Genomic DNA, 12,447 nt, shown 5'->3' with positions numbered 1-12,447 from the left:
AAAAATGGGAAGGGTGGGAAGAGAAAAATAAAACAGCTTTAGCACATAGGCACTAAAGCTGTTACAATCTTGTGTCTTTCCAAAAGTTTACTTCGAGATGAGAAGATGGATTATAGGGAAGAAGCTTGTATCCTTGTGACTGTAAGTAATCAATTACTTGTGGCAGTATTTGTACGGTTACACTCGAATCATGCATTAAAATTACTTCGACTTGTTCATCGCTCTGATTACGTACCCTTTCTAGTATGGCAGAAGGGTTATCATAGCTTTTCCAGTCGTATGTATCGATTGTCCAATCCCACATTTTATACTGGGCTGATACAAGTGCATCACGGTAATTCTTTTTTAAATAAGGCATGCTACCATACGGGACACGAACGAGATGTGAATTTAATTTTGTAACTTGCTGAACGATGCTTTGTGTTTGTTCCATCTCTGTAATTAAAGCAGATGGATCACCGGTGTAAAGGCGTTTTACATCATGGGACATACTGTGAAGTCCGATATAATGTCCATCTTTAATTAATCGTTGCATTGTCTTTTTATAATGTGGTACTTTTCCACCAATAACAAAGAAAGTTGCTTTTCCGTTCTTTTCTTTTAAGATGTTTAAAATTTGTGTAGTATATTTGTTTGGTCCGTCATCAAATGTTAAGTACGCGATTTTTTTGGTAGAAGAGGTAGTTTCGGTATTTGGATGATGTTCAGCAGGGGGAATGGTAGTTGCTCCTGCATGAGATGACGCGTACATAGTAATCGTTAAAAATAAAATAATGTATTGAAATACTCGCTTGATCATAACATTCACCCTCAGTTTGACAATCAAGATGTAAAAAAGAAAATATAATCCTTTTCTTATTATGTATATCTTTCTCCAATAGTGGAACTCTCAAACAAGCTATATTTTGGAAATGTAAAATAATGAATAAAAAATAGCATCCTCTTATAAGAAAGAGGATGCTATTTGAATATTTCATAATAGTAAAGGCTATACTACAATTAGTCTTCGCGTTTTTTCACTTTTTTATAAAAGGAAATAAGTGGTTTGTAACGTTCATGTACAAGTCCAATTACTTCAGCAATAATTTCTGTAAAGAAGATTAAAACGAAAAGAAGAATAATGGATAACCATAATGTTGCACTAGTAAAAATAATAGCATTTACGCTAAAGAAGATACCAAACGCGTATATAATTAGTACCGTTTTGCGATGTGAGAAGCCCATTGCAAGTAAACGGTGATGTAAATGCGATTTATCTGGTGCTGAAATAGGTTTTTTATTTACGATACGACGGATAATTGCAAATGCCGTATCAAATACAGGTACGCCTAAAATGATAACTGGAACGATAAAGCTGAATAACGTTACACTTTTGTATAATCCAAGTAACGATATAACAGAAATACAGTATCCTAAAAATAGTGCTCCTGTATCTCCCATGAAAATTTTTGCTGGATGGAAGTTGTAGAATAAAAATCCAATTGTACTTGCAAGTGCAATTAGTGCTAGAGGTAAAATGATAGCCGTTCCAGTACCCCATGGGCTAGTGAAGGCCATGTATGCTAGCGTTGCCAGTACGATAGATGAAATACCAGCGGATAATCCATCTAAGCCGTCAATTAAGTTGATGGCATTTGTAATACCTACAATCCAAAATACTGTAATTGGGTAAGCAAGCCATCCAAGTTCAGTATCCCCGAGGATCGGAATATATAATACTTGCACTAATAATCCACTTTTTACAATCATAATGGCAACTAATAGTTGTCCACCGAATTTTACCTTCGCAGATAACTCGTACATATCATCTAAAATACCGATGATTACAATGATAATCGCACCTAGCGTTATCGATAACATTCTTTGTTCGTATAAGCCACCGACAACAAATCCAACAGCCACACCAATAAATATTGCTAACCCGCCAAGACGAGGCATAATCTTTTGGTGCACTTTACGCGCGTTTGGCTTATCTGTTGCTCCTATTTTAAAAGCTAACTTAATAACTAAAGGAGTAACGACGAGTACAGTGATGAAAGATGCCAAAATGGCATAAATCACTTGTGAGTCCATTAATACCCCACCCTTTTATAGTCTAACGTAATTTTTTTTAATATATTTATCTGAAAATTATGATGTTTATTTACAGGCTCATAACATATGGTATCACAAAAAGATTAGAATTCAATCTTTTTTTCGTTTTATGGTAAATGGAAGCGGATAGAATATATGACAATGGTATACAGAATGTTGAATCGTTTGAGAAGGTTAATCGTATTGGGCTTTGGAATATGACATTTTCTCTTTCTCTTTAATAGCGAATAATTTTATTTCAATATTATAAGTGTTACACGTAGAAATGAGTAAGTTCCGTGTTAAAATATGGGAATTTTTCAAGCCTGAACGTGCAGCTTTAATCTCGGTAAAATTTCTATTGGTTTTATGGACAATATTTAATTTTACAAAAACTTAAAAAAGAATGAAGAATGCAATTCATATAATAAAGAAGTAAAAGAGTTTTCTCATTTTTAATGTGAGAGGGGGAAGCACAGGGGAAATTCTATGTATTCGTATATTTTCTATTGTATATTCCTGTGCGAAAAGGAAATGAAAATTACGATAATAGGTACCGGATACGTTGGATTGATTACAGGAGTAGGATTGGCAGTATTGGGACATTCGGTTACATGTTTTGATATAAATGATGAGAAAATTGAACGGATAAAACAAGGGGATCTGCCTATTTATGAAGCTGGCTTATATGAATTAATACATGATGCGTGTGAGAATAATCGTTTAACTTTTACAACAAGTAAAGAAGAAGCATTTTATGATGCAGAATTTATATTTATTGCAGTTGGAACACCATCGTTATTAGATGGGACAGCAGATTTAACATATATTCAAAATGCATGTTTTGATATTGGAGCATATGCGACTAAAGACATTATTGTTGTTACAAAAAGTACTGTTCCTGTAGGGACGAATGGTGCTATGAGGGGATGGATTGAGGAGACATTACAAAATAGGCATGAATTACATATTGTATCGAATCCCGAATTTTTACGGGAGGGTTCAGGGATTTACGATTTTTTTCAGGGAAATCGTATTGTAATTGGAGCTGATAATGAGGAAGCGGCGCGAAAAGTTGAGAATTTATATAGTAAATTACATTTGCAAACGTATGTTACAGATATAAAAAGTGCAGAGATGATTAAATACGCATCGAATGCCTTTTTAGCGACAAAAATTAGTTTTATCAATGAAATTTCAAATATATGTGAGAAGGTAGGAGCTAATGTATTAGATGTTGCAAAAGGAATGGGAATGGATAAGAGAATTGGGTCGTCTTTTTTAAATGCGGGCATTGGTTACGGGGGATCGTGTTTTCCGAAAGATACGAAAGCGCTTGTGCAAATTGCAGGGAATGTGGCACATGATTTTCGTTTGTTAAAAGCCGTCATTGAAGTAAATAATAAACAACAGCTATTATTGATTGAGAAAGCGAAGAAAGTAATAAATATGAACAAGAAGCGGATTGCAGTGCTGGGAGCAGCATTTAAACCGAATACAGATGATATAAGAGAAGCACCGTCCCTTATTATGATACAAGAATTAATGAATATAGGTGCAGACATAGTGCTATATGACCCGAAGGCGATTCAAAATATGAAAAATATCTTTGGGGAGGCTATACAATATAGCGAATGTATAGATGAATCGATTAGAGGAGCGAGTGCGGCTTTTATCGTGACAGAGTGGGAGAGTATCCGGGCTTATCCGTTAGAAAAGTATGCCCAACTTATGAGAGAACCTATTTTATTTGACGGAAGGAATTGTTATACTGATGAGGATGTCAAGAAGCAAGAGATAGATTATTATTCTATTGGAAGAGAACGTATTTGTAAGAGGGATTTTTCCGTTATTCGTTAAAAAGGTATGTATTCATGTATATTCTTATATGTCATAATAGGATTTGTAACTAGTGAAAGAAAAGAGGCAATGAAATGACTGAACGTTTAAAAGTAATGACAATTTTCGGGACACGTCCAGAAGCAATTAAAATGGCACCTCTTGTATTAGAGTTGCAAAAGCATCCAGAGAAAATTGAATCAATTGTGACTGTAACAGCACAACATCGTCAAATGTTAGACCAAGTATTAAGTATCTTTGGAATTACACCAGATTTCGATTTGAATATTATGAAGGATCGCCAAACTTTAATCGATATTACAACGCGTGGTTTAGAAGGTTTGGATAAAGTAATGAAAGAAGCGAAGCCGGATATCGTACTTGTACATGGTGATACGACGACAACGTTTATCGCAAGCTTAGCTGCTTTCTATAATCAAATTCCAGTAGGTCATGTCGAGGCAGGACTTCGTACATGGGATAAATATTCTCCATACCCAGAAGAGATGAATCGTCAATTAACAGGTGTAATGGCAGATCTTCATTTCTCACCTACAGCAAAATCAGCAACGAACTTACAGAAAGAAAATAAAGATGAATCACGCATTTTCATAACAGGAAATACAGCGATTGACGCACTAAAAACGACTGTAAAAGAAACATATAGTCATCCTGTACTAGAGAAACTTGGAAGTGATCGTCTTGTACTTATGACAGCTCACCGTCGTGAAAACCTAGGAGAGCCAATGCGTAATATGTTCCGTGCAATTAAGCGTCTTGTTGATAAGCATGAAGACGTACAAGTTGTGTATCCGGTTCATATGAACCCTGTTGTTCGTGAAACTGCAAATGATATTTTAGGCGATCATGGCCGCATTCATTTAATTGAGCCGCTAGATGTAATTGATTTCCACAATGTTGCAGCTCGTTCATACTTAATGTTAACTGATTCTGGTGGTGTACAAGAGGAAGCTCCGTCACTTGGTGTACCGGTTCTTGTTCTTCGTGATACAACAGAGCGTCCAGAAGGTATTGAAGCAGGTACGTTGAAATTAGCGGGAACAGACGAAGAGACAATCTTTAGTCTTGCTGATGAGTTGTTATCAGACAAAGAAGCTCATGATAAGATGTCAAAAGCATCTAATCCGTACGGTGATGGTCGTGCATCAGAGCGTATTGTAGAAGCAATCTTAAAACATTTTAATAAATAAAAAAACAGCCAAATCGCATGCGATTTGGCTGTTTTATTGCTGATTTCTCATAATCCACTCTGCATGAGCATTCGTAGAAGGAGGGGGATCAGTTGGTGTTTTGTTCTGATTCTGATTCGTTTCTTTCTTCGCTTTCTCGTTAGAGTTCGAATTTGAAGAAGGAGTGGATTCCGTTTTTGTTGTTGAATTTTCTTGCGTGGTTACCTTTTCTCCTAGTTCTTTTTTAATTTCGTTACGTACTGCCTCAACACCGTTTGGATCTGGAAGGAAGTAATAAATACCACCTATTTTTTTGTCTTCTCCTTCAAGTTTGAGTGTTTGTATTGTGGAAGGATCAAACCCAGAAAGTTTCTTGTAAAGAGCAAGGCCATCAGAAATAGGAATGTCAGTTTTTATATATTTTCCAACGACTGCTGTCAAATCTTTAATTTTAAATACGGTAGAGGTGGAATTTAGTTTTTGAACAACAGCAGCTAGTAATTGTCTTTGTCTAGCAGCCCGGCCATAGTCGCCATTCGGATCTTGCTTTCGCATACGAACGTAAGCGAGTGCTTCTTCACCATTTAATTCTTGTTGTCCCTGCTTAAATTCGATTTTTTTGTAGTAATCCACGTCTGAACGCTCCCAAAAATCGAAGGGGACATCAACAGTAACACCGCCAACAGCATCAACAATACCTTTAAAGCCTTGGAAATCAATTTTAAGATAATGATCGACAGGCACTTTTAGAAAACCTTCGACAGTTTTGATTGCCATTTCTTCTCCGCCGTAAGCATGCGCAGCGTTAATTTTGTCCTCTTTATTCTTTCCGACAATTGGAACGCGACTATCACGAGGGATACTCATAAGCGAAATCTTTTGCGTTTTCGGATTGACTGTCGCAAACATTAATGAATCTGTACGACCGTTTTGACCGTCTGTTGCATAATCTTCTATACCCATAATAAGGAGTGTAAAAGGCTCCTTTGTAATTTCTACATCTTCGGTTCTTAAATCCGATTTTTCACGAGTAAAACCACTATACATCCCCATGAGAGAAGAGTAGGAATTTAATATATAAAGTCCTACACTGCCAAATAAAAATAAGAAAATAAGGAAGTAGAAAAACTTTCTTCTTCGTTTCTTTTTTATTCTGCTATTTTGGAGATGATAATAACGTTCTTCCATATATAATCTCCTTAGTTCATTTGTAGGAAAGTAATTCACTACATTAATCTTTAAAGGCGATACAGTATTTATTCTTAGATAACATCTTGTTCTAAGTACAACATATCTCCTTCTGTAATTGTACATTTCCCATTTGTTAATTCAATCATCCAATCCGTGAATGGTTGTTTTCCATCTTCTTCTACATACGTATCAAATGTGACATTTTCGAGGTAATGTATATCTTTAATGGCATATTTTGAATTGCGTAATTCATTTTCAATTTTGCCAAGTAATGTGTAATCAATTTCGGTCTGCATAACACGCATTAATTTTCGCTCGACAACACCGACATGATTAATGCCTTCGCTTGTACATTTTCCATATGCGCGAATTAATCCACCAGCGCCCAGTTTGATGCCACCAAAATAGCGGGTAACGACAACGACGGTATCTTTTAAACCGCGTTTTTTTAGTACCTCTAACATAGGTACGCCAGCTGTACCGCTAGGTTCACCATCATCATTTGCTTTTTGAATTTGATCTTGTTCGCCAATTAAATAAGCAGAACAATTATGTGTTGCATTCCAGTTTTGTTTTTTGATTTTTTGTATGAATTCTTGAGCCTCTTCTTCGGTTGTAGCACGACTAACATAACAGATGAATCTTGATTTTTGAATAACAATTTCGTGTTCACCGTAGTTTTTTATTGTTAAATATTGTAATAACACTTGTATACGCCCCTATCCATCAAAATGACTAGTACTTTACATTTTAAAAGCGGGCGTTTTTATATTCAAACATTTTTTATAAATAAGCTGAAATTTTTGATGAGTATTTTACCTTTTTGTTGTAATTTGTCGAGATGATAAGTATAATTTCAAACCCGCATTTTCATGTATGGATGCACCATTTTTAGTTTTCGTGTAAAATTAGGAAATAAAAACTTTTTTATAAGGCAGGTACGAAAATGAAAACAGCTATTGTTACTGATAGTACAGCATATATACCGAAGCATATTCGTGATGAACTCAATATATATATGATTCCATTAAACGTTGTGTTTGGAACGGAATCTTATCAAGAAGAAGCTGAAATTTCAGCAGATGATTTTTATGTAAAAGTACGTGAGCAAGAAGAGCTTCCGAAAACTTCTCAACCAGCAATCGGAAAGTTTGTTGAGCTATATGAAGAATTATCTAAGGATTATGATGCAGTTATTAGCATTCATCTTTCAAGTGGGATTAGTGGTACATATCAAACGTCAACGACAGCTGGTCAAATGGTAGAGGGTATTGATGTATATACGTACGACTCTGAAATTAGTTGTGAAGTACAAGGATTCTACGTGCGTGAAGGTGCAAAGCTAGCAAGCGAAGGGAAGGATCCAAAAGAGATTATCGCCCGTTTTGATGAAATGAAGAAAACGATGGACGCTTATTTTGTAGTAGATGATTTACACCATTTACAACGTGGAGGCCGATTAAATAGTGCGCAAGCTTTCATCGGTAGTCTGTTACAAGTAAAGCCGGTTTTATATTTTAGAGACAAAATCATTATCCCGTTTGAAAAGATTCGTACGCGTAAAAAAGCGTTAAAACGTATCATTGAAATTTTTGATGAGCAAGCAAGTAAAGGTGTACCTATGGAAGCAGTTATCATTCATGCACAACGTGAAGAGGAAGCGAATGAATGGAAGGCAGAATTAGAAGCAAAATATCCTCATGTTACAATCCGCACAGGTTATTTCGGTGCTGTAATTGGAACGCATTTAGGTGAAGGTGCACTAGGTCTTGGATGGTATACGAAGTAATAAAGATATAAAAAGCTCTCTTTCGGAAGAGGGTTTTTTTACGGATATTTTACGTGAAGTTGACAAGTTAATATTTGGAAATGGTAAAATGTACGTAAAATAAAATAATGAGGAAAGTTTTATAACTTACTTTTTACAAGAAACTATATTATAATAGAAGAGAGGTGAAACATATGGAGCATAATTCTTGTTTATGTCCAAAGTTTGAGTCAGCTTTTACTTTGCTTAGTAAGAAATGGACTGGCTTAATTATTAAATCTTTGCTGGAAGAGTCAAAACGTTTTAGAGAAATCGCAGATATTATACCGAATATGAGCGATCGTATGTTATCAGAGCGTTTAAAGGAATTGGAAAGCGAAGGCATTGTAGTTCGTAATGTTTATCCAGAAGTACCAGTTCGAATCGAGTACGGCTTAACGGACAAGGGAAAAGCGTTAGAAAGTGTTATGGATGAAGTCCAAAATTGGGCTGAGAAATGGATGAAATAACGTTTTGATTTCATCCGTATTAGTATATTTAATAAAACGTAAGGGAAACCTTGCGTTTTTTTCTTTGCTTATAAAAACCTTTTAAAACTCTACACATATATACAAAAATATGCATATTTTGCGATAGTGTTACATATAATATTACATTTGTTTTACAAAAGCGTAACATTAGCAAAAAAAATCCCGAATTATGGTATAAATTTTATAGGTTATATACGGAAAAAGAAAAAAGAAAGCGGTGTAAAAAATAAAATGAAAAAGCTAAAAATGGCATCTTGCGCATTAGTGGCAGGGTTAATGTTTTCAGGACTAACACCAAATGTATTTGCTGAAGATAAAATTTCTGACGTGAAATCACAAATTAATACACAAAATGACACTTTACATAAACAACAACAAGAACGTGATGAATTACAAAAACAAATGAATGACTTAAACAAAACAATTCAAGGTTTAGATAAGTCTGTTCAAGAGAATGCTGCAAAGCTTGATGAAACAACGAAAAAAGTTGCGGACACTGAGCAATTAATCGAAAAGAAAAATAAAGATATTGCAGAATTACAAACGAAAATTGCAAAACGTGAGGAGTTATTAAGAAAACGTTTAGTTGCACTTCAAGAGCAACCAAACACAAACGTTGTAACAGAAGTTCTTGTAAACTCTAAAAATCTTGCAGATTTAGTTGATCGTTTAAATTCAGTTTCTAAAATTCTTGAGTCTGACGAAGACATCATGAAAACACAACAAGAAGATCAAGCGAACGTGAAAAAAGATGTTGAAACGGTAAAAACAAAGCAAAAAGAATTAAAAGAAGCACAAGCTCAAATTGAAACTGCTAAAAAAGAACTTGATGTTGAAAAAGCGAAAAAAGCAGCGGCAGTAAACGATTTAAGCGGTAAAATGGATACAGTTGTAACTTCAATGACAAGTACGGAAGAACAATTGAAGGAGCTTGAACAACAGGCATTAAAATTACAGCAAATTGCTGAAAAAGAAGCACAAGAAAAAGCAGCACAAGAAGTTGCTGCTCAAAAACAAGCAGAACAAGCTGCACAACAAGCACAAGCACAAGCACAAGCACAAGCTCCAGCACAACCGTCACAGGCTCCAGCTCAGCCAGCACAAACACAAGCAGAGCCGGCAGCTCCAGCAAACAATGACGGACAAGATAAAAAAGAAGAGCCTAAGAAAAAAGAAGAGAAAAAAGCAACACCAGCCCCAGTAGTACCAGCTGACAATGGTGGCGGAAGACAAGATGTTGTTGAAAAAGCTAAAGGCTTAGTAGGTTTAAAATACGTATGGGGTAGTGCGTCAATTTCAAATGGTGGATTTGACTGCAGTGGTTTAATCTCTTATGTTTACGGTTTAGGTCGTCAAGATACTAGAGGTTTATGGAACTCTGTACAAAAGATTAGCCCATCTGAAGCAAAACCAGGAGATCTTATCTTCTTACAAGGTACTTACAGAGCAGGCGTATCTCACGTTGGTATTTATATTGGTGGCGGTCAAATGATCCATGCTGCTGATGAATCAACAGGTGTTACTTACGGTAGCGTAAATAGCTCTTACAACCAAAAGCATTTCTTAGGTTACGGTAGATTATAGGATTATAATTGAATAAAAAACGTGTATAAAGTCGATAGCTTACTATTTTATAAGTAGGTTATCGGCTTTTTTGCGTTTTTACGAGATTATAAGAAAGGCTTATAGTAGTGCTGGAGGTGATTGCTAATGCTTGGTGGAAAACAGTTGCTATTAGAAGAACTCTCTTCAGATTTACGGAGAGAATTAAGTGATTTGAAAAAGAGGGGAGAGGTTGTATGTGTACAAGGTATAACGAAGAATACTTCTAAATATATATGTCAGCGCTGCGGAAATATAGAGCAGCGGCTATTTGCATCATTTTTATGTAAAAGGTGCGGTAAAGCATGCGCGTATTGCCGGAAGTGTATCACGATGGGGAGAGTTAGTGAATGTGCTGTACTTGTTCGCGGAATTCATGAAAGAAACGGAGACAGGGAGCTAAATCCATTACAGTGGAATGGGGCTTTATCGATTGGTCAGGAGTTGGCGGCGCAAGGAGTTATAGAAGCGATTAAGCAGAAAGAATCTTTTTTTATTTGGGCTGTGTGCGGGGCTGGAAAAACAGAAATGTTATTTTACGGTATAGAAGAGGCGCTCCAAAAAGGAGAAAGAGTGTGTATCGCAACGCCAAGGACGGACGTTGTACTGGAATTAGCGCCGAGATTACAAGAAGTGTTTCCAAGTATAACTGTAGCTGCTTTATACGGAGGGAGTGTAGATCATAAAAAAGATGCAGCGTTAGTCGTTGCAACGACTCACCAACTGTTACGTTACTATAGAGCGTTTCATGTGATGATTGTAGATGAGATTGATGCCTTCCCGTATCATGCGGATCAAATGTTACAGTATGCAGTTAGGCAAGCAATGAAAGAGAAAGCAGCGCGTATTTATTTAACTGCAACCCCTGATGAAAAATGGAAGCGTAATTTCAGAAAGGGGAAACAAAAAGGTGTTATTGTGTCAGGACGATACCATCGTCACCCGTTACCAGTTCCTCTATTTAGTTGGTGCGGAAATTGGAAGAAAAGCCTCCATCATAAAAAAATTCCTCGCGTGTTACTACAATGGTTAAAAATGAACTTAAACAAAAAGTATCCTATTTTTTTATTTGTTCCTCATGTGCGATATATAGAAGAAATAAGTCAGTTGTTGAAAGGGTTGGATAATAGAATCGATGGCGTGCATGCAGAAGATTCGATGAGAAAAGAAAAAGTAGCATCTTTCAGAAAGGGAGACATTCCGTTATTAGTTACAACGACAATTTTAGAAAGAGGAGTAACTGTGAAGAACTTACAAGTGGCTGTGTTAGGAGCTGAAGAAGAAATTTTTTCAGAGAGTGCGCTCGTACAAATTGCAGGCCGAGCGGGGCGTAGTTTTGAAGAGCCATATGGTGAGGTTATGTATTTTCATTACGGTAAGACAGAGGCAATGGTACGCGCGAAAAAACATATTCAAAGTATGAACAAAAATGCGAAAGAACAAGGATTGATCGATTAATGCATTGTTTACTTTGTGATGAGTATATGGTGGAAACAGTTAGTTGGTACACCTTCTTTGTAAGGTCCCCAAAAAAATATGTATGTGATAGATGTGAGCAAAAACTTTCCTATATTATAGGAGGAATTTGCATGGATTGTGGTCGTCCTTTAGATGACTTACCTACTCGATATAAAGAAAATGACATTTGCATGGACTGTGTAAGATGGAGGAATGAGGAAGGATATCGTCCTTTTAAAAATCGTTCGTTGTACGTGTACAATGATGATATGAAAGGTATACTAGCGCAATTTAAGTTTCGAGGTGATGCGGAGTTAGTTCGTATTTTTTATCAATCTTTTCGGGAGTTATTTCAAAAGTATTTTACGGACGTTTCAACCGTTATTGCTGTTCCGCTTAGTAGGGAACGGGAATATGAACGAGGTTTTAATCAAGCAGAGTTATTAGCAGCTTGTTTGCCTGTCAAAAATTTTTATTCATCATTAAGAAGGAAGGAAACAGAAAAGCAAAGTAAGAAGTCGCGTAAAGAAAGGCTTTCGGGAAGTAATCCTTTTTATTTTCAGAGAGAAGAGATGTTTCATGGACAACATATTTTACTTGTTGATGATGTATATACGACAGGAATTACAGTGAGACAAATTGGAAGTCTTTTCTATGATAAAGGAGCAAGCGAAGTTTCTAGTTTGACGCTCTGTAGAAGTTGATCTGTAACTGTCGAAAGAGATAATAAAAAGACGATAAGTCTTCTTTGACTTCGTAAGTTGTCATTCGTTATAGTGAAATTATGGGGCAAATG

The 12,447-nt window shown here is 36.0% G+C and carries 11 protein-coding genes; 7 read left to right on the top strand and 4 right to left on the bottom strand.

What is annotated here, in order from left to right; genetic code table 11:
* Positions 1-61: 61 nt before the first annotated feature.
* Entirely contained in the window at positions 62-799 is a 738-nt protein-coding gene (locus EGX95_RS24785) for a polysaccharide deacetylase family protein (RefSeq protein WP_000597163.1), read from the bottom strand.
* A gap of 200 nt (positions 800-999) precedes the next feature.
* Positions 1,000-2,073, bottom strand: coding sequence for a glycosyltransferase family 4 protein (locus EGX95_RS24780; RefSeq protein ID WP_000378309.1), 1,074 nt, complete (start codon positions 2,071-2,073; stop codon positions 1,000-1,002).
* A 489-nt stretch (positions 2,074-2,562) separates the two neighbouring features.
* Between EGX95_RS24780 and EGX95_RS24775 the strand changes: the two genes are divergently transcribed.
* Both EGX95_RS24775 and wecB read left to right on the top strand, forming a co-directional pair.
* Positions 2,563-3,933 (top strand): UDP-glucose dehydrogenase family protein, encoded by a 1,371-nt coding sequence (locus tag EGX95_RS24775; RefSeq protein WP_000287647.1) that lies wholly within the window; start codon positions 2,563-2,565, stop codon positions 3,931-3,933.
* A 74-nt stretch (positions 3,934-4,007) separates the two neighbouring features.
* Complete coding sequence (wecB, locus tag EGX95_RS24770) at positions 4,008-5,123, top strand: non-hydrolyzing UDP-N-acetylglucosamine 2-epimerase (protein ID WP_000140134.1); 1,116 nt, start codon at positions 4,008-4,010, stop codon at positions 5,121-5,123.
* 33 nt (positions 5,124-5,156) lie between these two features.
* On the opposite strand, the gene EGX95_RS24765 is transcribed toward wecB, so the two are convergent.
* Positions 5,157-6,290, bottom strand: a complete 1,134-nt coding sequence (locus EGX95_RS24765; RefSeq protein ID WP_000392774.1) for an LCP family protein — start codon at positions 6,288-6,290, stop codon at positions 5,157-5,159.
* A 74-nt stretch (positions 6,291-6,364) separates the two neighbouring features.
* Entirely contained in the window at positions 6,365-7,000 is a 636-nt protein-coding gene (locus EGX95_RS24760) for a YigZ family protein (RefSeq protein ID WP_000926695.1), read from the bottom strand.
* Positions 7,001-7,239: 239 nt separating this feature from the next.
* Here EGX95_RS24760 and EGX95_RS24755 point away from each other — a divergent pair, with 239 nt between their 5' ends.
* The 5 genes from EGX95_RS24755 (at position 7,240) to EGX95_RS24735 (ending at position 12,355) form a co-directional block, all read left to right on the top strand.
* Positions 7,240-8,082, top strand: coding sequence for a DegV family protein (locus EGX95_RS24755; protein WP_000844764.1), 843 nt, complete (start codon positions 7,240-7,242; stop codon positions 8,080-8,082).
* 173 nt (positions 8,083-8,255) lie between these two features.
* Entirely contained in the window at positions 8,256-8,570 is a 315-nt protein-coding gene (locus EGX95_RS24750; protein WP_000400857.1) for a winged helix-turn-helix transcriptional regulator, read from the top strand.
* A gap of 147 nt (positions 8,571-8,717) precedes the next feature.
* Positions 8,718-10,175 carry a C40 family peptidase gene (locus tag EGX95_RS24745; RefSeq protein WP_000499503.1) on the top strand — a complete coding sequence of 486 codons (1,458 nt, stop codon included), beginning with the start codon at positions 8,718-8,720 and terminating at the stop codon, positions 10,173-10,175.
* A 126-nt stretch (positions 10,176-10,301) separates the two neighbouring features.
* Positions 10,302-11,651, top strand: coding sequence for an ATP-dependent helicase ComFA (gene comFA, locus EGX95_RS24740; protein WP_000900493.1), 1,350 nt, complete (start codon positions 10,302-10,304; stop codon positions 11,649-11,651).
* Positions 11,651-12,355, top strand: coding sequence for a ComF family protein (locus EGX95_RS24735; RefSeq protein WP_002028884.1), 705 nt, complete (start codon positions 11,651-11,653; stop codon positions 12,353-12,355). Before comFA ends, EGX95_RS24735 begins: the two co-directional genes overlap by 1 nt.
* Positions 12,356-12,447 lie beyond the last annotated feature (92 nt).

The organism is Bacillus sp. FDAARGOS_527 (genome assembly GCF_003812125.1).
GTDB lineage: Bacteria > Bacillota > Bacilli > Bacillales > Bacillaceae_G > Bacillus_A > Bacillus_A paranthracis.
The sequence above is the reverse complement of the archived record's forward strand: the minus strand, read 5'-3'. Positions and strand labels throughout refer to the sequence as shown.

Coding starts and splice junctions, on each gene's coding strand:
- EGX95_RS24735 (WP_002028884.1), top strand. CDS start 11,651: ATGCATTGTTTACTTTGTGATGAGTATATGGTGGAAACAGTTAGTTGG.
- wecB (WP_000140134.1), top strand. CDS start 4,008: ATGACTGAACGTTTAAAAGTAATGACAATTTTCGGGACACGTCCAGAA.
- EGX95_RS24755 (WP_000844764.1), top strand. CDS start 7,240: ATGAAAACAGCTATTGTTACTGATAGTACAGCATATATACCGAAGCAT.
- EGX95_RS24765 (WP_000392774.1), bottom strand. CDS start 6,290: ATGGAAGAACGTTATTATCATCTCCAAAATAGCAGAATAAAAAAGAAA.
- comFA (WP_000900493.1), top strand. CDS start 10,302: ATGCTTGGTGGAAAACAGTTGCTATTAGAAGAACTCTCTTCAGATTTA.
- EGX95_RS24780 (WP_000378309.1), bottom strand. CDS start 2,073: ATGGACTCACAAGTGATTTATGCCATTTTGGCATCTTTCATCACTGTA.
- EGX95_RS24750 (WP_000400857.1), top strand. CDS start 8,256: ATGGAGCATAATTCTTGTTTATGTCCAAAGTTTGAGTCAGCTTTTACT.
- EGX95_RS24785 (WP_000597163.1), bottom strand. CDS start 799: ATGATCAAGCGAGTATTTCAATACATTATTTTATTTTTAACGATTACT.
- EGX95_RS24775 (WP_000287647.1), top strand. CDS start 2,563: ATGTATTCGTATATTTTCTATTGTATATTCCTGTGCGAAAAGGAAATG.